We start from the raw sequence: 24,998 nt of genomic DNA, 5'->3' as shown, positions 1-24,998 counted from the left end.
GTTCTTATCGGTTTCACAGGTTGGCCAGGAACGGTTGACCGGCAGCGGACAGTTGTACGTGACGTGAGCACGACCGTCACGGACCTGGTCGCCGGCGCGAACCTGGTCCTCCCGCAGGGCCCGGTGTCGATCACGGTGACCGGGCCGTACGACCTGTCCGGCCTGGTCCTCGGCCGCGACGGCCGGGTCACCGGCGACGCCGACTTCGTCTTCTACAACCAGCCGGCGACCAGCGGCGTCACGCTGCGCTCGGCCACGCTGACCGTCGACCCGCCACGGCTGCGGCGCGGCGCCGACCGGGTCGTACTGGTCGCGAGTCCGGAGCAGGCCGGCACCTGCTTCGGCCAGCTCCGGCCGCCCGGCGTGACCGCGGCCGACCGCGGCGGCCGGCAACTCGCGCGGATCGTGCTGACCGCCCTGCGCACCGAGACCGCCGCGCAGCTCGCCGAGATCTACCAGCGAAACGGCCAGTGGAAGCTGCGCGCGATCGGCCAGGGTTACTCCGACGGGTTGGCCGGCCTGGCACGCGACTTCGGCGTCGACGTCATCGACGAGCCGGTCGTGCCGCAGACCGTACGGTGGACCGCGCAGCCACTGCCTCCGGAGCCACCGCCGGCCACGCTCGGCAGCGCGCCGCTCGACGAGGTCGTACGCCTGACCAACGTCGAGCGCGGCAAGCACGGGCTGCACGCGTTGCGTGCGCAGGCACAGCTGGCGCAAGCCGCTCAGATGCACAGCCAGGACATGGCGACGCGGGAGTTCTTCGACCACAAGAACCCGGACGGCGAGCAGGCGTGGGACCGCGCGGTGAAATGTGGCTACGGCTATCGGAAAGTCGCCGAGAACATCGCCGCCGGCCAGCGATCACCGGCCGAAGTGGTGGAAGGCTGGATGAACTCGCCTGGCCACCGCAAGAACATCCTCGATGGTGAGCTGTTCGAGATCGGTGTCGGTCTGGCGACCGGCGGCAGCTATGGCACGTACTGGACGCAGGTTTTCGGCACTCCCCGCTAATCATCGAGAAACGTCACGGTCTCGGTCAGTGGCGCGCGGCCGGTGCGTACGGCTGATGCGGCCCGGTCCGCGAAACCGACCGACATTCCGCAGAACAGCACGAGATTGTCCGGCGGCGCCACGACATCGGCGACCGTACGGCGATAGACCGACCATGCCATCTGCGTGCAGCTGTGCAGGCCTTCCGCGCGTAACAGCAACGCCACGGTCTGCAGATACATGCCGATGTCGGCCCACTGCGCCGGCCCCATGTCGCGGTCGACGTAACAGAAAAGCGCGGCTGGCGCGCCGAAACAGTCCCAGTTGGCCGCCACGGCGCGCTGCCGGCCGTCGATGTCCGACCGCGCGATTCCAAGTGCGCTGTATCGCTGCGCGGCCGCGGCGGAACGCCGTTCGCGATATGGCGACTTCAGCACCGGCGGATACATCTCGTATTCTCGCTCGTCGCCGGGATCGCCGGCGGCGGCACGCGCGGACGCGCGTCTTTTGAGCTCTGCCAACGGAGCACCGGTGACGACGTACAGTTTCCACGGCTGCAGGTTGGCACCGGACGGCGCGCGTGCCGCGGTCGCGAGTACGCGCTCCAGCACCTCGCGGTCGACCGGCTCGCCGCTGAACCGCCGCACCGCTCGTCTGCTCCGCACTGCCTGATAGACATCCACACTGGAGTGACGGCCGGCGACACACGGAGGTGACCGGTGGACCCCGAGCGCTTCGAGGAGCACCGCGACCGGCTGCGCGCGATCGCCTTCCGGATGCTCGGCTCGTCGGCCGAGGCCGACGACGCCGTACAGGAGACCTGGCTGCGGCTCGCGCGTACGGACGACATCGCCAACCTCGGTGGCTGGCTGACCACCGTGGTGTCGCGGATCTGCCTGGACATGCTCCGGTCGCGCGCGGCGCGGCGCGAGGAGCTGGCCGGCGACGACCTGCCTGACCAGCCACAACCCGATCCGGCCGAGGACGCCGTGCGGGCCGACGAGGTCGGCCGCGCGGTGCTCGTCGTGCTCGACCGGCTGACCGCGGCCGAGCGGATCGCGTTTGTCCTGCACGACATGTTCGCCGTGCCGTTCGACCAGATCGCGCCGATCGTCGACCGTACGACCGTCGCCGCCAAGAAGCTGGCCAGCCGAGCGCGCCAGAAGGTGCGTGGCACGCCGGTCGTCAGCGGCGCGGAGCTGGCGCGCCAGCGGCACATCGTCGCGACCTTCCTCGCGGCCGTACGCGCTGGCGACCTCGACGCGATCCTCGCCGTGCTGGATCCGGAGGTCGTACGCCGCGCGGACCTGCCCGGCCGTCCCGCCGAGCTGCGCGGCGCTCGCCGGGTCACCGAGGAGATCGCGACCTTCGGCCGGGCCGCGCGCTTCGCCGACCTGGTCCTGCTCGATGGCCACGTGGGCATCGTCGTCGCACCTGGCGGACGCCCGCGGCTGGCGATCGCCGTCACGATCAGCGGCGAGCTGATCAGCGGCTATCGGCTCGTCACCGACCCGGCCGGGCTCGCCAATCTCGAGCTCGCGGTGCTGCAACCTTCCGACCCGCACGCGCGTGTGATGGCTGAGAACCCGGAGGAGCCATGAAATCACCCGTGGAGCGGTGATCGCCACCGCTGTCGGGGCCGTCGCGCTGGCCGGCACGATCGCCGGCGGCACGCAGGTCGGACGTACGCTCGCCGAACGCCACGAAGTCAAGGCGACGCCGACGCCGGTCGAACAGACCCAGCCGCCTCCGACCGTGTCGCCGACCGTGTCGCCCAGCGCGTCGCCGTCGATGCGGCCATCGAGCAGTCCGGCGGTCGCGCACACCGGCGGTCCGCTCTTCAACCTCGGCAACCACGACGTTTTCAAGACCGCGCTGGACATTCCGGCCTCGTCCGGCTGCCCGCCGCGCACCGTACGCCAAGCCGAAGATCGTCGAGGAGTGCGAACTGCGCGGAAACCGCCTCGTCCCGGTCTCCTGAGTGGGACGCTCGCCAGGTGACCTCGAGACTGTTCGCCATCCTGGTCGTCGGCGTGGTTTTTCTCAGTTCCTGCACGCAATCGCCGCCGCCGGCTCCGGCCAGCGGCGACGGCGTACACCGGAGTGCGTGGACGCCGGCACGGCTCGGCCTGGTCGCGGCGACCGGCGATCCGGCGGTGATGCCGAGCACGCCGGGGTTCAGCGCCGGGGTCATCTATCTCAACCGCGTCTACGTCGACCAGCAGCAGGCCTGCAACGACGCCTTCATCGCGGTCGTCAACCCGGGCGTGGGGATTTCGCAGGCATATCTGGGCGTGTATGACCCGCAGAGCCGCCGGCTGCTGTCCGCGACCGGCGACGTTTCGGCTTCACTGCAGACATCCGCCGCGCTGCGGCTGCCGCTGACCTCGATGGTCCCGGCGCAGCCGGTGAACAAGGAGCTGTGGATCGCCGTCCTCATCGGCCGGATGGCGCGCTCTCCCGGCGTGATCGGCGGCCGGGAGTACGGCACGAACCTCGGGCTGACCGACGACCTGCGGCTGTGGATCTCGGACCGGTCCGACTACACCGCGCTGCCGGCCACCGCGCCGGCCGTGAAGGCGCCGCAGCACAGCTCGATCCCGTTCGTCGGCATCGGACCGTGAGAGCCTGTTGGTAAACGGGCTCTCACGGCTCACCTGCCCAGCGCCGGATTGTGTTCCACCGTCAGTGGGACGAAATCCGCCACTCGAGCTGAGGCGCGGCGCGGCCGGCGGTATTTGTCCGGGCTGAGGAAGGCCGCGTGCGGCACCGCGACCAGCACCGACAGCCACATCAGGTCGATCGCCGCGAACCAGCCGTCGCTCGGCGCCGGCCGGTCGATCTCCAGCGCCAGCAACGAAAGAACGTACGCCGGCAGGATCGCGTAGCCGATCGCGACGGCGCTGAGCAGGCGGCTGCGGCGGCGGATCGCGTGGTACGCGAAAGGGACCCACACTCCGAAACCGAAGGTCAGCAGCGGCACGAGCGCCGCGGCAAACCGCAGCAGCGCGTTGGCCGGACCGTACCGCGGCCGCTCCGGGCCTGGCACCAGCAGCACGCCGTGGATCGTCGAGGCGCCGATGACGCCGTACCAGATCAGGAAGCCCAGCGCGGTCAGCACCGACGCCTCCGGACCGGCGGCGGCCACCACCACACCGGTGACGATCGCGACGACGTAGGCACCACCGACGATCGCCGACACGACGCGCCGCCGCGCGATGGCCACCACGGTGACGAGTACGCCGCCGCCGAAGCCGAGCGACAGCAGCGGCACCAGCGCCATCGCGGCCTTCCCCAGCCACAGCAGCCAGGCCGGCACGCTCGCCACCGCGGACACGGCGACCGGACGCCAGGTCTGCGCGACCGGAGTCGGCGCGAGAGGTGGAGCCGGCTCCGCCTCGGCCGGCGGATCGAGCGCCGGGTCGCTGCGGAGGATGCGTACGTGCAGGTCACGCAGCCGGTCACTGGGCTCGATGCCAAACTCGTCGGCGAGGAACTCGCGGCCGTCCTGATAGACCTCCAGCGCCTCGACCTGGCGGCCGGAGCGGTGCAGCGCCAACATGAGCAGATAGCGCGGCTCGTCGCGGAGCGGGAAGTCGGCGACCAGCCGGACCAGCTCGGCGACCATCTGGCGGTGCCGGCCGGCGGCGATCTCCAGCTCTGCCAGCGTCTCGCAGATGCCGGCGCGGGTCTCGGCCAGCCGGTCGCGGGCCCGGTCGAACTCCGGACCGGCCATCCCGGCCAGCGGCTCGCCGTGCCACAGTGACAGTGCGTCGCGCAGCGTGGCGACGGTCGCCTCGGCCGCGCCGCAACTGGCCAGCTCGCCGGCCTCGGCCTGCAGCTCGACCAGCTGCTCGGCGTCCAGGCAGCCGGCCTCGACCCGCAGCCGATAGCCGCCGTCGGTGCGCTGCAGCCGCTGCCCCGGCGCACGCGCGACACGCTCGGGCTCCAACGCGCGGCGCAGGCCGGCGACGTACTTCTGCACGACATTCGCGCCGTTGTGCGGCGGATTGTCCACCCACACCGCGTCGACGAGGTCGTTGATCGACACGGTTTTGTTGGCATTGACCAGCAAAACCGCCAGAATGGCGCGTTGCTTGTGCGGTCCCAGATCCAGCTCGCGATGCCCGGCGAAAGCGCGCACAGGCCCGAGAATCTCGAACCTGAGCCGCTCGCCGTCCTCCCGTTGCGCCACGGCGGCTTCTCTCTTCGATCCAAAAAACAAACAGCGGTGATTTTAACCGACCGCGGCGGACCGGCGCGTGCGTACGGCCAATGCGATCCGGCCGCCGGCCTGCCATGTCCGGACATGGCACGGATGCCGGCTTGACCGCCGGCCGGTCGCGTCGCTAGGTTCTGGGAACGTTTGCAGAGGTCCACGTCACACATCCAGGGTGGTGATGTGCATGGCAACAGAATCGGCCACCGTCGCGTCCGTCCGGCAACAGCACGCGATTGTCCCTCTCTCGCGCCGAAAATGGTGGCGACGGCGACGCAGGGACATCGGCGCCGGCTATGCCTTCATCGCGCCGGCCATCATCGGCTTCACCGTGCTGGTCGCGTATCCGATCGTGTTCAGCGCGTATCACGCCTTCACCGACTGGAACGGCCTCACGCCGGCGGTGTGGAGCGGCTGGCACAACTTCCAGTATCTGTTCACCCAGGACCCGACTTTCTGGCCGTCCATCAAGGCAACCGCGATCTACACGCTGCTCGCGGTGCCGTCGACCCTGCTCGTCGGCCTGGGCCTCGCGGTGCTGCTGAACCGCGCACTGGCGGGCGCACGGTGGTTTCGTACGATTTTCTTCCTGCCGGTCGTGCTGCCAGCGGTCGCCGTGCTGACTTTGTGGAAATATCTCTACGATCCGCAGTACGGCCTGGCCAACCAGCTGCTCACCGCGCTGCACCTGCCGACCAGCCTGTGGCTCGGCAGCACCCGGATGGCGTTGCCCTCGATCGTCATCATCGGCCTGTGGGGCTGCGGCGCCACCATGATGATTTTCCTGGCCGGCCTGCAAACCGTGCCGGCCGAGCTGCACGAGGCGGCGCGGATCGACGGCGCCGGGCCGATCCGGTCGTTCTGCCACGTCACCATGCCGATGCTCACACCGATTCTGTTGCTGCAGGTGGTGTTGCAGATCAACCAGGCCTTCCAGGCGTTCACCCAGGTGCAGCTGCTCACCAACGGCGGCCCGGACAACACCACCAACATGCTGATGTACAAGATCTATGCCGACGGCTTCCAGAACTTCAGCAAGTTTCCACAGCTGGGATATGCCACCGCCGAGGTGTGGATCCTGTTCATGCTGATCCTGGTGGTGACCGCGCTGACCGTCCGTACGTCGTCGTTGTGGGTTTATGCCGACAACACACGGGATTAGGAGCGACGATGACTTCTCCGCGCCGCACCGACCTCGGCGTACCGCTGGCCGTCTCGCGTACGGCCTGGTATCTGCTCTGCGCGGTGCTGTCCGTCTTCATGCTGTTGCCGCTGTTCTGGATGATCACCATCGCGCTCAAGGGAAACGGCGACATCCTGCAGTTTCCGCCGAGCTTCCTGCCCAAGGAGATCCACCTGGAAAACTTCGTGGTGGGGCCGGCGCAGATCAACTTCTACCAGATGCTGGGAAACACGCTGATCGTCACCGTGCTGGCGACCGTCGGCTCGGTGCTCAGCTCGATGCTGGTCGGCTATGGCCTCGCGCGGATTCCGTTTCCCGGCCGCAAAGTCTGGTTCTACCTGTTCACCGCGAGCATGTTCCTGCCACCGATCGTCGGCATCATCCCGCTATTGCGGCTCTACGTGACCCTTGGCGTTGCCGACACCTGGGTGCCGCTGATCGCGCCGGCCTGGCTGGCCAACCCTGTGTTCATCTTCCTGGCCAGGCAGTATTTCAGCGCCATCCCGTACTCGCTGGACGAGGCGGCGAAAATCGACGGCGCCGGCTATCTGCGCACGTTTTTCACCGTGATGCTGCCGCTGACCCGTCCGCTGTGGATGACGATGGCGATCCTGGCCTTTCAGGCCACCTGGAACGACTACCTCAACCCGCTGATCTTCCTCACCACCGAGTCCCGGTTTGTGCTGTCGCTGGGCATGGCGTCCTTCTCCGGCCAGTTCGCCGGCGTCGCGACCACTCAGTACAACTACTACATGGCGACCAACCTGCTCTACATGTTGCCGCCACTGCTGCTGTTTTTCCTGGCGCAGCGCTATTTCATGGACGGGCTCAGCGCTCTGGGCACCACCGCGTCGAAGTAGGCCGGCGATGACTCGACTTCTTGGACTGCTCCTCGCACTCGCCCTGGTCGCGACCGGCTGTGCCGGCACCGCCGACTCGCGTCCGGTCGTCACGTACCTGACCTGGGAAACCCCGGACACCAACAAAACACTCGACGCGGCGATGGCCGGCCAGCCGGTCCGGCTCAACCGGCTGCCTTCTCCCGGATACAACTACGACCAGAAGGTCGCCGCCCTGTTCCTCTCCGGCAAGGCGCCGGACTTTTTCTGGTGTGGCAACGACACCGAGCAGAGCCTCGGTCAGAAAGGCCTGCTCTACGACTGGACCGACTATCTGGCGCGGCGCACTAACGGCATGGACCCGGCCAAGTTCGTGCCTGGCGCGCTCGACTACTGGCGCGGCCCGGACCACCGGCTCTACGGCCTGCCGACGCTGGTCAACGCGTACGGCTTCTACTACAACGAAAAGCTGCTGGCTGCGGCCGGAGTGCCGGCTCCGCGGCCGGGATGGACGTACGACCAACTGTTCGCCGCCGCGGCGGCGTTGACCAAGGCCAACGGGCCTGGTCTCGTCGTGGACGCCAAGGACGGCGGCTGGGGTTCGCCGTTCTACGGTCCGTTCGGGGTCGCGCAGGCCTCCATGTCGGCCGGTGGTAAACCGTTCGAAAACCGTGCGGTCGGCGCCACGGCCGTGCAGGTCGACACCGGTTTCACCAGCATGACAACGAAACTGACCGCCGCCATCACCGCCGGCCAGATGACCTTGCCGGGCGCCGGCAGCGGTGACACCACCGCTGCCTTCGCCGGCGGCCGGACCGCGATGCTGTTTGGCGGGCAGTGGCTGGCACCGGTGATCGCGCAGGGAAAACCGGCCTTCGGCTGGGGTTTCGCGCCGATGCCGGAAAACGGCCGGTCGGTGCAGCCGCTCGACGCGGTCGGCATCTGCGCGCCGAAGACGCTGAGAAACCCCGACCAGGTCTGGGCGGTGATGACCTACCTGGTCACCACCGGCCTGCGCAAGCTGCTCAGCTCGGCACCGGTGGCGCCGTCCGCGTACGCGCCGACCTCGGTCGGCTACTTCGCCGCGATCGCGAAGATCGGCGACGGCTCGGTGTCACGCGCGGTCGCGTACGAGGTCGACTGCCCGGACAAGACCGCCATCCGGTTCGTCGAGCCGTGGGCGATCTATGCGAACAACGTTCTCAAGGGCTCGTGGGACCAGATGTTGAGCGGCCAGCGCCCGATCGGGCCGACGCTGGCGGCGACCGTACGCGACATCAACGCGATCATCCCGAAGTAGCGCGGCGCGGCGGCGTCCGATTGGAACCTTGTTGACCAGTCTCGGCCGCGAACTGGTCAACAAGGTCACATCCGGGCGCCAGATCGACTGTCCGATTGGCACCCAGCCCGGCATCGCCGCAGGTCAGCACCGGTCGGCCGACGCAATCCGAATCCGATTGCGTCGTCGCGCGTCGGGAGGCGGCGACGGGGCGGGGCGCTGCGGTAGCATGCTACGTGTTGTCACATATAACGCACGAGAGGACCGCGAAGCCATGTACCTCCGCGCGACCGTTGACCAGTGGTTCGACAACGCGAAGGGCCTGCTCGACAACTGGGAGTCCGAGGCCGTCGAGCGGGTCGCCCGGCTCGCCGGCCGGTCCGCCGCGGTGACCAGCGAGCTCGGCGTCCGGATCGCCTGCCTGGCCGACACCGCCGGCGACACCGCGGCACGGGTGGCGCGTACGGCCCAGGACACGACCGACCGCGTCGCCGACGCGGTTGTCCACCGCAGCGAGACGATCAGCGACCGCATCACGCAGGCCGGCGACCTCGCCGACTCGTAACAGCCACGCGAACAGGCGGCCCGGGAGTCCACGACTCTCGGGCCGCTTGACGTGGCGGCCACGATCAGGTAGAAAACCAATCGGTTATTAAACCGAAAGGTTATGGATGACGACCGAGCTACTCGACGCGACCTTCGCGGCGCTCGCCGACCCGACCCGGCGCGCGATCCTGGCCCGGCTGGCGGCCGGCGAGGCGACCGTGACCGAGCTGGCCGAGCCGTTCCAGATGAGCCAGCCGGCGGTGTCCAAACACCTCAAGGTGTTGGAACGCGCCGGACTGGTCGCGCGCGGCCGGGACGCTCAGCGGCGGCCGTGCCGGCTGGTCGCCCGGCCGCTCCGCGATGCCACCGAGTGGCTGGAGAACTATCGGGACTACTGGGAGGAAAGCTACCAACGGCTGGACAGTTTGCTCGCCGATCTGCGCAAACGCGAGGAGCGGCCATGAGCCTTTCGGTGCGTACGCCCTCCGACCGCGAGATCCTCACGACCCGCGCGTTCGACGCGCCACGCGAGCTCGTCTTCGCCGCGCTGACACAGCCGGAGCTGCTGAAACAATGGCACGGCGCGCGCGGCTGGCAGCTGATCGAATGTGCCGTCGATCTTCGTCCCGGCGGCGCCTGGCGGTTCGTCTCGCGGGGACCCGGCGGCGCGACCATGGGAATGGGTGGGACATACCGGGAAATCGACCCGCCGGACCGGTTGGTTTACCTCGAATCCTACGACGACCAGTGGTTTGCCGGTGAATGTCTGGTCACCGCGCAGCTGTCCGGTGCGACCGTCCTGACCCAGACCTTCCGTTATGAATCGCGGCGGATCCGCGACCACGTCCTCGCGTCGCCGATGCGACGCGGGCTGGGCGAGAGCTATGACCGGCTGGCCGCGGCCATCGCTATCAGAGGAGAAATTCCATGAACTGGACCCTGGAAGTCATCGTCGTTCCGGTCGCCGACCTGGATCGCGCGAAAGCTTTCTACGCGGAAAAGCTGGCTTTTCCGGTCGACCACGACGTGCGGACCGGTCCGGACACCGGATTCGTCCAGATCACGCCGCCCGGCTCGGGGTGTTCGATAGTCCTCAACAACCAGACCGAAATGGCGCCGGGATCGCTGAGCGGCGTCCAGTTGGTCGTCGCCGATCTGCCGGCCGCACGGCAGGAGCTGCTCGACCGCGGTGTGGATGCCGGGGAAATCTTCGTATTCGGCGCAGAAGGGCCGCGGCCCCGTAAAGACGACGAAAACCTGGACAATGTCGGGTTCATCTCGTTCCAGGACCCGGACGGCAACAAATGGGCCGTACAACAGATTTCCCGGCGGAGATAGCCGACTTTCCGGCACGCGTACGACATTTTTGGCCGCCGGACGGGGGAAATTCCGGCAAGGAGGTCACCATCGGCGCGGCCGCGTGCAAACATAACCGAGTGCGGGACGTCGCCGAGCTGACCCAGGTGTTGCAGTCGGCCTGGCCGGAAATCATGGAGGACGCGGCGGCCAGTCCCGGCTCGGTTCGGCTGTTGCTCGGCGACCGCGGCCGCGGCGGTGCCTGCCTGATGCAGTTGCAGGTGACCGTACGCTCCGCGCTCGGCGCGATGACGTTTCATTCCGGCGGCATCCTGGTCGACCACGGCTGGCTGCGGATCTACGGTGGTTCCAGCGGCGCCGACGGCCTGCCCAACCTGGCGACCGTCAACGGTTTTCCGGCCGAGCCGGACCAGCGCTGGCAGCATCCGCCCGGCCTGGTGGTCGGTCACGACATTCTCGGTGGCGTCTTCGCGATCAACACCTTCGACTGCACCGCGGCCGGCCGGCCCGGAACACCCGGCGACGTCATCTATTTCGGACCGCACACGCTGCGCTGGCAAAGCCTGGACATCGGCTATGGATCCTGGCTGTCCTGGGCCCTTTCCGGCCGTACGGCCAATTTCTACCGCAACCTGCGCTGGCCGGGCTGGGAGGCGGAAATGGCCGCGGTCGGGCTCGACCAGGGCCTGTCGATCGTCCCGTTCATCTGGACCGCCGAGGCACAGGAGCGACTCGCAGAGACCAGCCGCCGGCCGGTGTCGCTGCACGAGCTGATCAGCCTCGGCGCCGACGTGAGCCGTCGGCTCGGCCAGCCGGACCCGGGGTTTCTGGGTCTGTACTAGGCGTTTCGCCAGTTTCCCATTGACCGCGACGAAGCCGCGCGACTACGGTGCCTCGGCAAACGATTTCCCGGTTCCGTACGGAAAGGGATGAACGCCATGCAACCGGACGAGCCCTGCTGCGACGACCCGGCGACCTGCTGTCCTCCCGGCGGTGCCGTGTCCCGGCGCGTGTTCCTCACCGGCGCGTTTTCGGCGCTGACACTGCTGTCCAGCCGCGCCGAGGTGGCGGCCGCCTTCGGCGTCGACCCGGCGCAGGTGCGGCGGATCGGCGGTGCCGCGCCGTACGACCAGGCGACGATCACGGCGCTGGCCGACCGCGGTCAGCCGGTGCACTGGTCCGGCGCCGCGCTCGCGCACATCGGCATGCCGGTCGGCGGCATCACCACCGGCCAGCTCTACCTCGGCGGCGACGGCCGGCTGTGGTGGTGGGACATCGACAACCAGGCCACGATGCCGGCACCGGGCGTCGGCGACGGCGGCGGACCGCATTACGTGGCACCGATTTCCTATCTCGTGCCGAGCACGTACGCGGCGCGTTTCCGCCAGGGTTTCGCGATCCGGACCGTCTCGGCCGGCCAGACGATCACGAAAGCGTTGGACTCCACCGGATTCGACCCGGCCGGCATCACCTTCACCGGCCGCTATCCGATCGGCCGCGTCGACTATCCGGCCGCCGGCCTGCCGGTTTCGGTGTCGTTGGAGGCTTTCAGCCCGTTCATCCCCACCAACGCCGACGACTCCTCGTTGCCGGCCACGGTTTTGGCGTACACGGTGAAAAACACCTCGACCCAGCAGGTGACGGCCACGCTCGCCGGCTGGAGCGAGGCGCCGGTGGCGCTGACCGGCCGGCTGGAACAGCCGCTGCAACTGCACAGCCGGCCATTCAACGTCACCGGCGGCGCCGGCGTGGAATTCAGCGCCACAGCCGCGACCAACGACATTCTTTTCGAGGATTTCGACACCTACGGTTGGGTCGGCTGGACCGCGACCGGAAACGCCTTCGGCGCCGGACCGGTGCCGACCAGCTCGATCCCGGTCTACATGCAGCGCTACGGTGACCTGGAGACCGGCGGTCCGCATCTGGTGACCTCGCACAACTTCCGTGCGGCCAACGGCGACATCGGCGTCGCCGACTCCTACACCGGCACTCTCACCAGCCGGCCGTTCACCATCTCACGCGATTACGTGCGCGTACGCGTCGGCGGCGGCAACTGGCCGGGCGAGGAATGCGTCAACGTCGTCGTCGACGGTTCGGTCGTCGGCGGTGTCACCGGCAACGGGACCGAGCCGCTCACCGAGAAATACGTCAATGTCAGTGCGTACAGGGGAAAATCGGCGATGATCCAGATCGTCGACGCCCGGCAGGGCGAGTGGGCTCACGTCAACGTCGGCCACATCGAGTTCACCGACTCGGCTCCGGACATCGTCTTCGACGACTTCGAGGCAGCGACATACAACGGCTGGACGGTCACCGGAAACGCGTTCGGCTCCGGACCGATCGCCGCGGCGTCGGTGCCGGACTACATGAAACGCTTCGGCGATCTGCACGTCTCCGGCGCGAATTTCGTGACCTCGCACAACTTCCGGCTCGGCGGCGACCCCGACTCCTACACCGGCACGATGACGAAGTCGTTCACGGTGAGCCGAAACTACGTCCGCGCCAGGGTCGGCGGCGGCAACTGGACCGGCGAGACCTGTGTCAACGTCGTGGTGAACGGCACGGTCGTCGGCAGCCTGACCGGCGACCGCACCGAGCCGCTGACCGAGCAGTACGTCGACGTCAGCGCGTACAAAGGCCAGACGGCGACCATCCAGATCGTCGACTCCCGGCAGGGCGAATGGGCGCACATCAACGTCGACTACATCGTTTTCACCGACACGCGAGCGGACATCGTCGTCGACGATTTCGAAGCGGCCAGCTATGCCGGCTGGACGGTCACCGGAAACGCTTTCGGTTCCGGACCGATCGCCGTCTCGTCCGTGCCGGACTACCTGAAACGCTTCGGCGATCTCTACGTGCACGGCGCGAATTTCGTGACCTCACACAACTTCCGGCTCGGCGGCGACCCCGACTCCTACACCGGCACGATGAGCCGCACGTTCGCCGTGTCGCGCCGCTATCTGTCGCTGCGTGTCGGCGGCGGCAACAAACCCGGGACCGCCTGTGTCAACGTCCTGGTCAACGGCACGGTGATCGGCACGTTCACCGGTGACGACACCGAGCCGCTGAAGCAGCGCGCGCTCAACCTTTCCGCGTATCAGGGCCAAACCGCGACGATCCAGATCGTCGACAACGCGGCCGGCGCCTGGTCGCACATCAGCGTCGACAACATCGTGCTCACCGACCGGCCGCCGACCCGTCAGCTGGATCGCGTGGCGGACCAGGGAACCTTCGCGATCGCCGCGCTGGCGGCCAACGCCGACGCGCATCCGTCGCTCAGCCGCTGGTCGACGGTCAACGACATCTTCGACGCGCCGGACGCTCCGTCCGATGTGGACGGTGGCGTACAGAAAACGCTGGCCGGCGCCGTACGCGTGCCGGTGACGCTGGACCCCGGCGCGTCCGCGACCGTACGCTTCGCGGTCTCCTGGCGGTTTCCGGTGCCGCGCCGAGAAAGATTCTCCAGGTTTGCCGACGCCGACACGCTCACGCATCACTACGCCGGCCGCTTCGCGTCGGCTCAGGCGGTCGCCGGCTATCTCGGCACGGACCTGTCCCGGCTGGAAAACGCGACGCGGTCGTGGGTCGACGCGGTCTACGAGAGCTCGACTTTGCCTTACTGGTTCCTGCAAAGAGTGATGGCGCCGGCGGCGACCGCCGCGACCACCACGTGCTATTGGTTTGGCAGTGGCCGGTTCTACGGGTTCGAAGGCCTTTACTGCTGTGACGGCACCTGCGAGCACGTCTGGACGTACGCGCAGTCCATCGCCCGGCTTTTCCCCGCGCTGGAGCGCGACACGCGTGAGCGAGTCGACCTCGGCGTCGGTTTTCATTCCGACACCGGCGCGATGGGTTTCCGCGCCGAATACGACATGAACCCGGCGGCCGACGGCGACTGCGGGACCGTGCTGCGGATCTATCGCGAGCACCAGATGTCGCCGGACTCCAGCTTCCTGCAACGAAACTGGCCGAAGATCAAGACGGCGGTCAACTACCTGATCGGCCAGGACGGCAACAACAACGGCATTTTCGAGGGCCGGCAATGGACGACGCTGGACGACGAATGGTGGGGTGTCGTGCCGTGGATCAGCGGCCTGTACGTCGCCGCTCTGCGCGCGGCGTCGGCGATGGCCGGCGAGATGGGTGACACCGCTTTCGCCAACCAGTGCGCGACGCTGGCCACCGCCGGCACCAACTACCTGAACAACAACATGTGGAACGCGCAGTATGGCTACTACATCAACAAACCCGACCCCAACCATCCCTCACACAACAGCAACTCCGGCAGCTACATCGACCAGATGTTCGGCCAGATGTACGCCGGTCAGCTCGACCTGCCGCGGGTCTTTCCGGCCGACAGAGCCAAGATCGCGCTGGCCAACCTCTATCGCTACAACCTGGTCGCCGACCCGGTCGGCTATCGCAGCACCAGCCCGGCCGGCACCGGCGCGCGGACGTACGCGGACCGCAACGAGCCGGGCATGGTGATGTCGGTGTGGCCGTTCGGTGTCAGCTCGGACGCCGGCAGCGGCTGGATCGGCTACTACTTCAACGAAGTCTGGACCGGGATGGAATACCAGGCGGCCGCGCACATGATGGCCGAAGGCCTGGTCGACCAGTCGCTGGCCGTCGTGAACGCGGTCAACAACCGTTACGACGCCGCGAAACGCAACCCGTACAACGAGATCGAGTGCTCCGACCATTACGCGCGGGCCATGTCCAGCCACGCGGTTTTCCTCGCCGCCTCCGGCTATTCCTACCACGGACCGGCCGGAAAGCTCGGCTTCGCGCCGAAGATCAGCCCGGAGTCGTTCCAGAGCGCGTTCACCGCGGCGACGGGTTGGGGTTCCTACCAGCAGCTTCGGGACGCTTCGTCGCAGACCTGCCGGATCGACGTACGCTATGGACAAGTGCGACTTTCCCGGCTTTCCTTCGAGACCACGACGCCACCGACCTCGGTGACGGTCACACTCGCCGGCCAACCGGTCGCGGTCGGCCAGACCACGACCAGCGGCGCCAGGGTCGACATCACACTCGGATCGGCCATCACGGTGGCCGCAGGTCAGCGTTTGGAAGTCGTACTCCGCTGATCCGACCTAGACTCGGGTTTATGGCCATCACGGGGAGTCGGGTCGCGATCATCGGTGGCGGGATCGCCGGCTGCGCAACGGAAATCGCCTTACGCCGGCTCGGTTGTCGCACCACGGTCTTCGAACGCAGCGCTGACCTGCGCAATCGTGGCTTCGGCATTGGCATTCCGGTGCCGCTGCGGCAACACCTGATCGAGGCCGGTTTTCTCACCGCGGACATGCCGGTGTGCGGTGGCACCACACGCATCTGGCTGGTCCCCGACGGCGACCAGCCGCTGGGACGCGAGGTGTGGCGGCAGTCGTTCGTCGCGGTCACCAACAACTGGGGAATACTCTGGCGGACGTTGCGGGCGAAGGTGCCGGACTCGGCCTATCGCGGCGAAACAGCCGTCGTGTCCGTCGACGACGGTGTCGTACGCACCGACGACGGCTGGTCGGCGGAGTGTGACCTGGTGGTCGGCGCGGACGGCTATCGCTCAGCGGTCCGCCGGCTGGTGGACCCGGCGGCGAGCCTGAGCTATGCCGGATACACGTTGTTGCGCGGCTGCTATCCGGTCGACCGCCTCGACGAACTGCCCGACATGCTGGAAAGCGGCGCCATCACGGTGAGTTTTCCCGGCGGGCACCTGATCGCCTATGTCATCCCCGGCTTCGACGGCGGCAAGTTGGTCAACTGGGCCATCTACCACGCCGTGCCGTGGAGCATCGGCGACACGGCTGTCACCGACGAGGCGATGTGCTTTCTCGATGGCCTCGCCGGCGAACTTCCGCCGTACTGGGCCGATCTCGTCCGGCGGACCGAGCGGCGTGAGCTTTTCCTGCAGCCGATCTACGACGCGACGCTGTCGGCCTACAGCCGCGACCGCTATGTGCTCGTCGGCGACGCCGGCACGGTCGTACGTCCGCACACCGGTGGCGGTGCGGTGAAGGCGCTGCAGGACGCGATGGCGCTGCAACAGGCCGGCCAGGCCGCGGCCTCGTGGGACGAGGCGCTTGCCGCGTACGAAAAGGAAAGGCTGCCGGTCAACAACTCGATCGTCGCGCTCGGCCAGCGGATCGGACAGGCGCAGATCCTCGACCAGCCGCCGTGGGGATCCATGACGGCCGCCGACTTCGAGACCTGGATGGCCGGCCAACACACCTACTATTCACAGGTCAGTAACGAAAACGCATGATCTGGCCGGTCTTGCGCAGCGCCGGAATGGCACCGAGCAGGCCCAGCTGCATCCGCGCCAGCGCCGGCATCCGATCGATGCCAGCTTTCATGCTCGGAATGGCGTCGAGGCATGTCATGCCGGGATGCAACGACTCCAGCGCGTACGGATCGTCGATCCCCCAATGCAGTGTGGCGCCCGACCGGCGCACCGCCGGCACCATTTTCTGCAGCTTGATGCCGACCGTGCCATAGCAGTCGAAAAGCAGCTGCCCGCTGGAAAACCGGTCGGTGATCCGCTGGATCAGCCGCTTTCCGTCGGCTTCGGTGAGATACATCGTGAGGCCTTCGAAAACGGCCACGGTCGGCCGGTCGGCCGGCACCTCCTCCAGCCAGCCGTCGTCGGTCACCGACGCGGCGACCATTCGATAGTCGCCTTGTGGAGCGGGCAAAAGCCGCTCGCGCAGCGAGATGATGTCCGGATAGTCGACATCCAGCCAACGCACCGACGCGGCCGGTTTCAGCCGTTGTACGCGCGTGTCGAGCCCGCAGGCCAGGTGCAACACCGTCGCCTCGGGATGAGCGGCCAGAAACTCCGTCGTCCAGTCGTCGAGATATTTGGCGCGTACGGCCACCCCGGCGGCACTCGTGCTCCTGATCCCGGTTTTGCCGAAGTCGTAGTCGATCCGCGAAACGGCACTCCGTGCCGCGTCGTCGTGCAGGATCGACCGGTCCGACTCGCTGTCCAACGCGCGCGCGTAAAGCGTGGCCAGCATGGTCTCCGGCGCGCCGGTGAGGGTGATTTTCTCGCGTTCCACTGGTGTCTCTTCTCAGGATCGGAGGCCGAGCTGACGCACGGCCGCCAACAGATATTTCTCCAGGTCCCTGGCATCGCAGTCGTCGCCATAGCCGCCGAGGTGGTGCAGGATCGCGCCGTTGAGCAGCGCCAGGATGACCCCGACATCGCTGTCGGCCGGCAGCCGGCCGGCCGCGATTTCCTTGCGTAACACGGCGAAAACCGCCTCGGAGCGGGCGCCGCCGAACAGGTTTCGATAGGTCTCAAGCAGCTCGGGAAAGTCGTCCACCGCGCCGTACAGCCGGCGCAGCATCCGGCGGTTGCGCGGCTGGCTCAGATAGCCGGACCAGTCGGCGATCATCGCCGGCAGATCCGGCCAGTCCGGCGCCGGCCGGTCGGGGTCGTTGCCGGCCTCGATCGCCTCGATGAGCAGCTCGGTCTTGCCGGCGAAGCGCCGATAGACGGTGGCCCTGGTGACGCCGGCCCGCCGCGCCACCTGCTCGATGCTGGTCTGGCCGGCCCCCGACTCGACGAGCAGGTCGAGCGCGGCGGCCAGGATCGCCGCGTCGGCCTGCTGGCTGCGCGGACGACCCGGTCGCCGCGATACGTCGCTCGCCACGGCCTCTACAATACAGCACAGGGCTGTATTTGTATTGTGTCTACGCGCTGCCTTCGACCAACTGACCGAGCGCGCCGAGCTTTCGTTGCGGCGCCGCGATTTCCTGGCGAGCCGACGCGGTGCCGTCCGGGGGTGAGCCGGTAGTAGCGGCGCGCCGGACGGCCGGCGGTGGCCGGGTCGACGTCCTCCCAGTGCGTTTCGACCCAGCCGGCGTCCTGCAGGCGTACCAGGATCGGATAGAGCGTGCCGCTGGGCAGGCCGGTGGCTCGCATCAGTTCCAGGCCGTAATGCCCTTCTTCCTGGTCGCGCGGAAACGCCGCGAGGACGGCCGCGACCGACGTGGTGATCCGCATGGTTTTCCTCCCGCTCATGCCGTTTCGGTCCCCGACACCGCCGGTCACGACCGGGATGCCGTCGGCACCGTACGCGTAACCGGCGGCCTGCATCAGCGGCGGACCGACCATGGTGCCGACCCCGATCACGAACATCGTCGCCGGCACCGCCGCGACCAGCACGATGACGACGCGGCCGAGGACGGCACCGGCGCTGCGCCACTCGGACCACCGCGCCAGACCGAGGAAAAGCACCGCGATCGGCAGGCTGCTGAGCAACGCGGCCCGCACCAGTCGTTGTTCCTCAAGCTCGCAAGCCTGATTACACGATCAGCTTGCTTTCCGGACGAACTCGGTGGCGATCGCGGCGACTTCCGCTGGTTTCTCGAAAAGCACGCCGTGGCTGGCGTCGACCTCACGTATCTCCACGTTCGGCAGCGCGGCCAGGTCGCGGCGCAGGCCGGCGCGGAACGCGACCATCAGCGGCTCCAGCTCCGGCGCCAGCTGAGGCAGGCTTCGCGTTGCCAACACCAGCAAAAACGGCACGGTCACCTGCGCGAACATCGGCAGGCTGTCGGTTTTCATGTCGGCCCTGATGGCCTTCGCGATCTCCGGACCTGGCCGCGACTGCGCCGTGGCCAGCTCCGCTTCCATCTGGTCGAACTGCGCGTTGAGTTGCGCTATTTTGGCGCGTAGCTCCGCATCGCTGATGCCGGCGGCTCCGGCGTCGTAATGCTCCTCCGCGGTGACCGGCGCGCGATGGCCGTCGAGGTTCACCAGCGCCGGGCACTCCGGATGCTTGACGGCCCACCAGGCACCGATGCCGCCACCGAGCGAGTGGCCGACGACCGCCGGATTTCGCAGCCCCAGCTCGGAAACGACCGCTTCCAGATCGGTGACGACCGCGTCCCACGACCACGGTCCGTCGCCGGATTTTCCATGTCCGCGCAAATCCACCGCCACCGGCCGAAAGTCGGCGGCCAGCAGCGGCCCCGCCACATCCCAACCGGCCATCGTGCCGCCACCGCCATGCAACAACAGCATCGCCGGTCCGTCGCCGCCGTAGTCCCGTACGGCGATGGGAATCTCGCCACTGTCCACCATGAAATCAGTCATGTCGCCACCCTATCCACTACTTGACACTTTCTGTCAAGCAGCGAGAAATTGGGGTCGCCCGGCAACCCAACGGGAGGTCGCCCGACGAGGCCCGAGCCGAAAATCAGTTGGCGTGGGGAGGCGGGTCGGTGATTATGGCGGTTTGTGACCGAACCCGATCAACCCAAGAAGGCCGGCTGGCTGGCCGCGCTGCATGTCGACCTGACGCCGATGCGCGGACACCGCGACTATCGGCTGCTGCTGATCGCCGGCACGGTCTTCTATTTCGGTTACATGGTGTCGTACGTGGCACTGCCGTACCAGCTCTATCACCTGACCGGCTCCAACTTCGCGGTCGGCGCGCTCGGCCTGGTCGAGTTGCTGCCGCTGATCGTCTGCGGACTGTACGGCGGCGCGCTGGCCGACCATCTCGACCGGCGCACCATGCTGGTGGCGACCGGCGCCGGCCAGATCGTGCTCACGGCCGCGCTGCTGGTCAACGCGCTGCTGCCGCAGCCGCAGGTGTGGGTCATCTACGCGCTCGGCGGGCTGCTCGCGGCGGTGGCGTCGCTGCAGCGGCCGAGTCGCGACGCGCTGTTGCCGCGGGTGGTCGGTCATGCCGAGCTTCCGGCGGCGGTCGCGCTGTGGTCGATCGGCATCCAGCTGTCGATGCTGGTCGGACCGTCGTTCGGCGGTGTCGTGATCGCCCAGGCCGGTGTGCCGGTGGCGTACGCGATCGATGTCGCCGGACTGGTCGTGGCGACCGGACTTTTCGCTTTGCTGCGGCCATATCCGGTGACCGACGGCGGCCAGCCACCATCGCTTGCGTCCATTGTGGACGGCATCAAATACGCGGCCGGCCGCAAGGACCTGCTCGGCACGTACGCGGTGGACACAATCGCCATGCTGATGGCCTCGCCGGTGGTGCTTTTCCCAGCCTTCGCAACGGAAGTGCTGCACCAGCCGGCGATGCTCGGGTTGCTCTACTCGGCCGGTACGGTCGGCGGCCTGGTCGCGACGGCGACGAGCGGCTGGTCGGCCCACGTGCACCACCACGGCCGCGCGGTGGTGATCGCGGCGGCGACCTGGGGTGGCGCGACCGCGGTCGCCGGCCTGACCGGCAACATCTGGATCGCGCTGGCCGCGTTCGTGGTGGCCGGCGGCGCCGACATGGTCAGCGGCATGTTCCGCGCGATCATCTGGCACCAGACCATCCCGGACGAGAAACGCGGCCGGCTCGCCGGCATCGAGGTGCTGTCGTATTCGGTCGGTCCGCTCGGTGGCGAGGCACGCGCCGGTTTCATCGCCGACCGCGCCGGCGTACGCGCGTCGATCGTCAGCGGAGGCGTGCTGTGCGTGCTCGGAGTCGCCGCGACGGCCGTCTGGTTGCGCGACTTCTGGTCGTACGACGCGCGTACGGACGAGCACGCGATCGCGCAACGCGAGCGCGCGGCCGCTAAGGCGTGACCGACACGGATCCGAGCAGCGCCAGCGCCTGCGCCGACTCGGAGCCAGGCTCGGCGTGCTGGATCACCAGCTGCTGTCCGTCGGTGTGGTCGACGTTGAGCTTCTCCATCCGCAGATGGAGATCGCCGACCTGCGGATGACGCAGGTGGCGGACGATCGACCTGGGGTGGCCGACATCCGCGCGAGCCCACAGCTTGCGGAATTGGTCGGAGCGCAGCGAAAGCTCGCCGACCAGCGCGGCCAGCTGCGGATCGTCGGGGTCGGCGCGCTCAGGCAGGTGACCGACCAGGCTCCTGGTCGCCGTGTCCCAGTCCACGTGCATCGCGCGCGCGGCCGGATCGAGCAGCAGCTCGCGCAGCACGTTGCGACCCGGCGTCAACATCGGCGACAGCGCGACCGCGGTGCCGTTGGCGGCGAGTACGTCCAGCACGCGACCGGTCACGTACGCCGGCATCGGCAGCTGCTCGAGCAGCGCGAGGATGCCCGCCGGCACGCGCTCGGTCTTGCGGGCTCGCCGGCGCATACGCGGCCGCGCCAGTGAGTGCAGATGAGCGGTCGCGGTCGCGTCCAGCCGCAGCGCGTCGGCGAGCGCGTCGAGCACCTGGTCGGACGGATGCTGGTCGCGGCCCTGCTCCAGCCGCAGGTAGTAGTCGGAGCTGATGCCGGCGAGCATGGCCAGCTCCTCCCGGCGCAGGCCCGGCACGCGCCGCCGCGCGCCCGCGACGATCCCGACGTCCTCCGGCTGGACCAGATCGCGACGCGCGCGGAGATAGTCACCCAGAGCGTTGGTCACCCATCCAGCGTAGGACCGCCACCGGCGCTTTTCCTGGTCCCGCGACTACCAGGATGAGCAGGGCTTACGCAGCCGCGTACGAACCGCAGAAGACTGACGCCATGACAACGACGATTTCCGGCGGGACACTCACGCTCGCCGACGACCTGACGATCAGCCGGATGGGCTACGGCGCGATGCAACTGGCCGGACCGGGGGTCTTCGGTCCGCCGCGCGACCGCGACGAGGCCATCGCGGTGCTGCGTACGGCCGTCGAGCTCGGCATCACGCACATCGACACCAGCGACTTCTACGGACCGACCGTGGTCAACGAGCTGGTCCGCGAGGCCCTGCATCCCTATCCGGAGTCACTGCGGATCGTCACCAAGGTCGGCGCCCGGCGCGGCGAGGACGCGTCCTGGCTGCCGGCCCTCGGCCGCCAGGAGCTGATCGACGCGGTGCACGACAACCTCGACCACCTCGGCCTCGACACGCTCGACGTGGTCAACCTGCGCGTACCGAACGAGGACCACCTGACCGCCAACGAGCTGCCGATCGGCGAGGAGTTCGGCACGCTGGCCGAGCTGCGGCAACAGGGCCTGATCCGGCACCTCGGCCTGAGCGGGGCGTCGGCGGCGCAGCTGACCGAGGCGCAGGCGATCGCGCCGGTCGTCACCGTGCAGAACTTCTACAACATCGCCAACCGGCAGGACGACGCGCTCATCGAGCGGTGTGCGCGCGAGGGCATCGTGTACGTCCCGTTCTTCCCGCTCGGCGGCTTCAACCCGCTCCAGGCCGACGGGCTGGACGCGGTCGCCAAGCACCTGGACGCGTCCCCGCAACAGGTCGCGCTGGCCTGGCTTCTGCAGCGGTCGCCGGCGATCGCGCTGATTCCTGGTACGTCGTCGCGTACGCATCTGCGCGAGAACATCGCCGCCGCCGACCTGCACCTGCCGGCCGACGCGGTCGCCGAACTGGACGCGCTGTGGTGACCGACACTGACAAAGGCGCATCGCTGCGGTGAGATCAGGCCATGACGGTCGCGGAGACGTACGCCGCATTCGCCGCCCGTGAGGCGCGTGGTGTGTCACCGACGTACGAGCGGTTGTCCGAGGCGGTGTCGCGGGATCGCGAGCTGCTCGCGCTGATCGAGACGCTGCCGGTGGACAAGCGGCAGCCCAACCTGCTCTTCGGCGTCGTACGGTTTCTCCGCGGCCCGGTCCACGATCCGGCGGATTTTCGCGATTTCGTCACGGAAAACTGGCCGGAGATCGACCGGCAGGCCAGGAGACGGGCGACCCAGACCAACGAATGCGGACGATGTGCCGTGCTGCTGCCGGTGCTCTCCATGCTGCCGCAGCCGCTCGCGTTGTTGGAGGTCGGCGCGTCGGCCGGACTGTGTCTTTATCCGGACCGATATGGCTATCGATACGGCGACCAGCGCATCGGCGGCGGTCCGCCGGTCCTGGAATGCGCGGCGTCCGGCCTGCCGCCGGTGCGGCTGCCGGACGTCGTGTGGCGCGGCGGCCTCGACCTCAATCCGCTCGACGTGACCGACCCGGCCGACCTCGGTTGGCTCGATGCGTTGATCTGGCCGGAAAACGACCACCGGCGCGCTCGGTTGCACGCCGCGGCGGCGATCGCGGCGGCCGATCCGCCGCGGCTCGTACGCGGTGACCTGGTGGACGATTTGCCAGCGCTGGCAGCGAAAACTCCGCCGAACGCGACGCTGGTCGTCTTTCACACGTCGGTGCTCTATCAGGTGCCGGAGCCACGGCGGCGAGCGTTCGCCGAGGTCGTACGCGCGCTGCCGGGACACTGGATCGCCAACGAGGATCCGCACGTGCTGCCGTACGAAGGCCTTCCGGAGCCGCCGAGCGGTGCGTTGCACAGCGTGCTCGCGCTGGACGGCCGGCCGCTGGCGTGGACGCTGCCGCACGGCCAGGCACTCGCCTGGTTTGCCGACCATTAGGCTGGGAGGCGGCTAGTTCCACGGAGAAAGGGAATCCGGTGTCCGCTCCAACCTGGACCACACAAGAGCTGACCGCCGAGCACGAGAAGGCTCGCAAGGACTACGCGGACCTGGTGGCCCGCGGCCTGAAGCTGGATCTCACCCGTGGCAAGCCGTCCGCCCGCCAGCTCGACCTGTCCAACCCGATGCTCGACTTCGACGGTGCCGCGGTCGACGCGAAAGGCACCGACCTGCGCAACTACGGCGGTCTCCACGGCCTGCCGGAACTGCGCGCGATCTTCAGCGAGGCGCTGCAGGTGCCGGTCGAGCAGCTGCTGGCCGCCGGCAACTCCAGCCTGGAGCTGATGCACGACGCGATCGTCTTCGCGCTGCTCGGCAAGGTGCCGGGTGCCGAGCGCCGCTGGGTCGAGGACGAGGTCACCTTCATCTGTCCGGTGCCCGGCTATGACCGGCACTACGGCATCTGCGAGCGCTATGGCATCAAGATGGTGACGGTCGCGATGACGCCGACCGGTCCGGACATGGACGCCGTGGAGCGGCTGGTGGCCGACGACCCGCGGGTCAAGGGCATCTGGTGCGTGCCCAAACACAGCAACCCGGACGGCGTCACGTACTCGGACGAGACCGCGCGCCGGCTGGCCGCGATGCCGACCGCGGCGCCGGACTTCCGGATCTTCTGGGACAACGCGTACGCGGTGCACGACCTCACCGACGAGCCGGCCGAGATCGCCGACATGCTGGCGCTGTGCGCCGAGGCCGGCAACCCCGACCGCGCCTTCGTCTTCGGGTCGTCGTCCAAGATCACCTTCGCCGGCGCCGGTGTCGCCTTCTTCGGCTCGTCGGCTGCCAACGTCGAGTGGTGGCTGAGCCACACCGTCAAGCGCAGCATCGGACCGGACAAGATCAACCAGCTGCGGCACGCGCGGTTCCTGCGCGACGCCGGTGGCCTGCGCGAGCACATGCGCCAGCTCGCCGCGCTGATCCGGCCCAAGTTCGAGGCGGTCGACAAGATCCTGTCCGCCGAGCTCGGCGGCACCGGCCTGGCCAGCTGGACCAACCCGACCGGCGGCTATTTCATCAGCCTGCAGGTGCCGGAGGGCTGCGCCCGCGCGGTCGTCGCCAAGGCCAAGGAGGCCGGCATCGCGCTGACCCCGGCCGGCGCCACCTTCCCATACGGCGACGACCCCGACGACCGGGTCATCCGGATCGCGCCGACCTTCCCGGAGCTGCCGGAGATCGAGGCCGCCATCACCGGCCTGGCCGTCTGCGTACGCCTCGTCGGCACCGAAAAACTCCTCGGCTAGGGCTGCTCGCGAAAGTCGG

25 protein-coding genes are annotated in these 24,998 nt (G+C 68.3%); 18 read left to right on the top strand and 7 right to left on the bottom strand.

The window, feature by feature from the left end:
• Positions 1-63: 63 nt before the first annotated feature.
• Complete coding sequence (locus GNX95_RS16220) at positions 64-1,014, top strand: CAP domain-containing protein (RefSeq protein ID WP_163508257.1); 951 nt, start codon at positions 64-66, stop codon at positions 1,012-1,014.
• Here the strand turns inward: GNX95_RS16220 and GNX95_RS16215 are convergent.
• Entirely contained in the window at positions 1,011-1,676 is a 666-nt protein-coding gene (locus tag GNX95_RS16215; RefSeq protein ID WP_163508256.1) for a nitroreductase, read from the bottom strand. The two genes, GNX95_RS16220 and GNX95_RS16215, sit on opposite strands and share 4 nt — an antisense overlap.
• Positions 1,677-1,712: 36 nt before the next feature.
• Between GNX95_RS16215 and GNX95_RS16210 the strand changes: the two genes are divergently transcribed.
• The 3 genes from GNX95_RS16210 to GNX95_RS16200 are packed head-to-tail and all read left to right on the top strand — an operon-like array spanning position 1,713 to position 3,617.
• On the top strand, positions 1,713-2,594 hold the full coding sequence (locus GNX95_RS16210; RefSeq protein WP_163508255.1) for a sigma-70 family RNA polymerase sigma factor: 882 nt from the start codon (positions 1,713-1,715) through the stop codon (positions 2,592-2,594).
• A gap of 16 nt (positions 2,595-2,610) precedes the next feature.
• Positions 2,611-2,994, top strand: a complete 384-nt coding sequence (locus GNX95_RS16205) for a hypothetical protein (protein WP_163508254.1) — start codon at positions 2,611-2,613, stop codon at positions 2,992-2,994.
• Positions 2,991-3,617, top strand: coding sequence for a hypothetical protein (locus GNX95_RS16200; RefSeq protein WP_163508253.1), 627 nt, complete (start codon positions 2,991-2,993; stop codon positions 3,615-3,617). Before GNX95_RS16205 ends, GNX95_RS16200 begins: the two co-directional genes overlap by 4 nt.
• 29 nt (positions 3,618-3,646) lie before the next feature.
• Here the strand turns inward: GNX95_RS16200 and GNX95_RS16195 are convergent, their stop codons facing one another.
• Positions 3,647-5,188: an AfsR/SARP family transcriptional regulator gene (locus GNX95_RS16195; protein WP_163508252.1), complete on the bottom strand. Its 1,542-nt coding sequence runs from the start codon at positions 5,186-5,188 to the stop codon at positions 3,647-3,649.
• A 211-nt stretch (positions 5,189-5,399) separates the two neighbouring features.
• Between GNX95_RS16195 and GNX95_RS16190 the strand changes: the two genes are divergently transcribed.
• From GNX95_RS16190 to GNX95_RS16145, 10 genes are all read left to right on the top strand, one after another.
• Positions 5,400-6,374 (top strand): carbohydrate ABC transporter permease, encoded by a 975-nt coding sequence (locus GNX95_RS16190; protein ID WP_163508251.1) that lies wholly within the window; start codon positions 5,400-5,402, stop codon positions 6,372-6,374.
• Positions 6,375-6,382: 8 nt separating this feature from the next.
• Positions 6,383-7,255, top strand: a complete 873-nt coding sequence (locus tag GNX95_RS16185; protein ID WP_163508250.1) for a carbohydrate ABC transporter permease — start codon at positions 6,383-6,385, stop codon at positions 7,253-7,255.
• Between the two features lie 7 nt (positions 7,256-7,262).
• Positions 7,263-8,534 carry an ABC transporter substrate-binding protein gene (locus GNX95_RS16180; protein WP_163508249.1) on the top strand — a complete coding sequence of 424 codons (1,272 nt, stop codon included), beginning with the start codon at positions 7,263-7,265 and terminating at the stop codon, positions 8,532-8,534.
• Between the two features lie 253 nt (positions 8,535-8,787).
• Positions 8,788-9,078, top strand: a complete 291-nt coding sequence (locus GNX95_RS16175) for a hypothetical protein (protein WP_163508248.1) — start codon at positions 8,788-8,790, stop codon at positions 9,076-9,078.
• Positions 9,079-9,184: 106 nt separating this feature from the next.
• Complete coding sequence (locus GNX95_RS16170; protein WP_163508247.1) at positions 9,185-9,523, top strand: ArsR/SmtB family transcription factor; 339 nt, start codon at positions 9,185-9,187, stop codon at positions 9,521-9,523.
• Positions 9,520-9,990: an SRPBCC domain-containing protein gene (locus GNX95_RS16165; RefSeq protein WP_163508246.1), complete on the top strand. Its 471-nt coding sequence runs from the start codon at positions 9,520-9,522 to the stop codon at positions 9,988-9,990. Before GNX95_RS16170 ends, GNX95_RS16165 begins: the two co-directional genes overlap by 4 nt.
• Positions 9,987-10,397, top strand: coding sequence for a VOC family protein (locus tag GNX95_RS16160; protein WP_163508245.1), 411 nt, complete (start codon positions 9,987-9,989; stop codon positions 10,395-10,397). The genes GNX95_RS16165 and GNX95_RS16160 overlap by 4 nt, the downstream gene beginning before the upstream one ends.
• Before the next feature lie 98 nt (positions 10,398-10,495).
• A complete protein-coding gene (locus tag GNX95_RS16155) occupies positions 10,496-11,218 on the top strand; it encodes a DUF2625 family protein (RefSeq protein WP_163508244.1) in 723 nt (240 codons plus the stop codon).
• A 96-nt stretch (positions 11,219-11,314) separates the two neighbouring features.
• Positions 11,315-15,469, top strand: coding sequence for a GH116 family glycosyl hydrolase (locus GNX95_RS16150; RefSeq protein ID WP_163508243.1), 4,155 nt, complete (start codon positions 11,315-11,317; stop codon positions 15,467-15,469).
• Between the two features lie 20 nt (positions 15,470-15,489).
• A complete protein-coding gene (locus GNX95_RS16145; protein WP_163508242.1) occupies positions 15,490-16,644 on the top strand; it encodes an FAD-dependent monooxygenase in 1,155 nt (384 codons plus the stop codon).
• Here the strand turns inward: GNX95_RS16145 and GNX95_RS16140 are convergent.
• Genes GNX95_RS16140 through GNX95_RS16125 form a run of 4 tightly spaced genes read right to left on the bottom strand, consistent with a single transcriptional unit; the run spans position 16,625 to position 19,485 of the window.
• Positions 16,625-17,398: a class I SAM-dependent methyltransferase gene (locus GNX95_RS16140; RefSeq protein WP_163510059.1), complete on the bottom strand. Its 774-nt coding sequence runs from the start codon at positions 17,396-17,398 to the stop codon at positions 16,625-16,627. The genes GNX95_RS16145 and GNX95_RS16140 overlap by 20 nt on opposite strands.
• Positions 17,399-17,452: 54 nt before the next feature.
• Positions 17,453-18,037 carry a TetR/AcrR family transcriptional regulator gene (locus GNX95_RS16135; protein ID WP_163508241.1) on the bottom strand — a complete coding sequence of 195 codons (585 nt, stop codon included), beginning with the start codon at positions 18,035-18,037 and terminating at the stop codon, positions 17,453-17,455.
• Between the two features lie 5 nt (positions 18,038-18,042).
• Complete coding sequence (locus GNX95_RS42525) at positions 18,043-18,660, bottom strand: PadR family transcriptional regulator (protein ID WP_222853700.1); 618 nt, start codon at positions 18,658-18,660, stop codon at positions 18,043-18,045.
• Positions 18,661-18,699: 39 nt separating this feature from the next.
• Positions 18,700-19,485, bottom strand: coding sequence for an alpha/beta fold hydrolase (locus GNX95_RS16125; protein ID WP_163508240.1), 786 nt, complete (start codon positions 19,483-19,485; stop codon positions 18,700-18,702).
• Between the two features lie 144 nt (positions 19,486-19,629).
• On the opposite strand from GNX95_RS16125, the gene GNX95_RS16120 reads away from it, so the two are divergent.
• Positions 19,630-20,931 (top strand): MFS transporter, encoded by a 1,302-nt coding sequence (locus GNX95_RS16120; protein WP_222853699.1) that lies wholly within the window; start codon positions 19,630-19,632, stop codon positions 20,929-20,931.
• On the opposite strand, the gene GNX95_RS16115 is transcribed toward GNX95_RS16120, so the two are convergent.
• Positions 20,921-21,724 carry a helix-turn-helix transcriptional regulator gene (locus tag GNX95_RS16115; protein WP_163508239.1) on the bottom strand — a complete coding sequence of 268 codons (804 nt, stop codon included), beginning with the start codon at positions 21,722-21,724 and terminating at the stop codon, positions 20,921-20,923. The genes GNX95_RS16120 and GNX95_RS16115 overlap by 11 nt on opposite strands.
• A gap of 101 nt (positions 21,725-21,825) precedes the next feature.
• On the opposite strand from GNX95_RS16115, the gene GNX95_RS16110 reads away from it, so the two are divergent.
• The 3 genes from GNX95_RS16110 to GNX95_RS16100 are packed head-to-tail and all read left to right on the top strand — an operon-like array spanning position 21,826 to position 24,979.
• The gene (locus tag GNX95_RS16110; protein ID WP_163508238.1) at positions 21,826-22,695 is read left to right on the top strand and encodes an oxidoreductase; all 870 of its coding nucleotides are present in this window, start codon (positions 21,826-21,828) and stop codon (positions 22,693-22,695) included.
• Positions 22,696-22,736: 41 nt separating this feature from the next.
• The gene (locus GNX95_RS16105) at positions 22,737-23,675 is read left to right on the top strand and encodes a DUF2332 domain-containing protein (RefSeq protein WP_163508237.1); all 939 of its coding nucleotides are present in this window, start codon (positions 22,737-22,739) and stop codon (positions 23,673-23,675) included.
• A 38-nt stretch (positions 23,676-23,713) separates the two neighbouring features.
• Positions 23,714-24,979, top strand: a complete 1,266-nt coding sequence (locus GNX95_RS16100; RefSeq protein WP_163508236.1) for an aspartate aminotransferase type Ic — start codon at positions 23,714-23,716, stop codon at positions 24,977-24,979.
• The last annotated feature ends 19 nt before the right edge of the window (positions 24,980-24,998 follow it).

It is taken from the genome of Fodinicola acaciae (genome assembly GCF_010993745.1).
Lineage (GTDB): Bacteria > Actinomycetota > Actinomycetes > Mycobacteriales > HKI-0501 > Fodinicola > Fodinicola acaciae.
The sequence above is the reverse complement of the archived record's forward strand: the minus strand, read 5'-3'. Positions and strand labels throughout refer to the sequence as shown.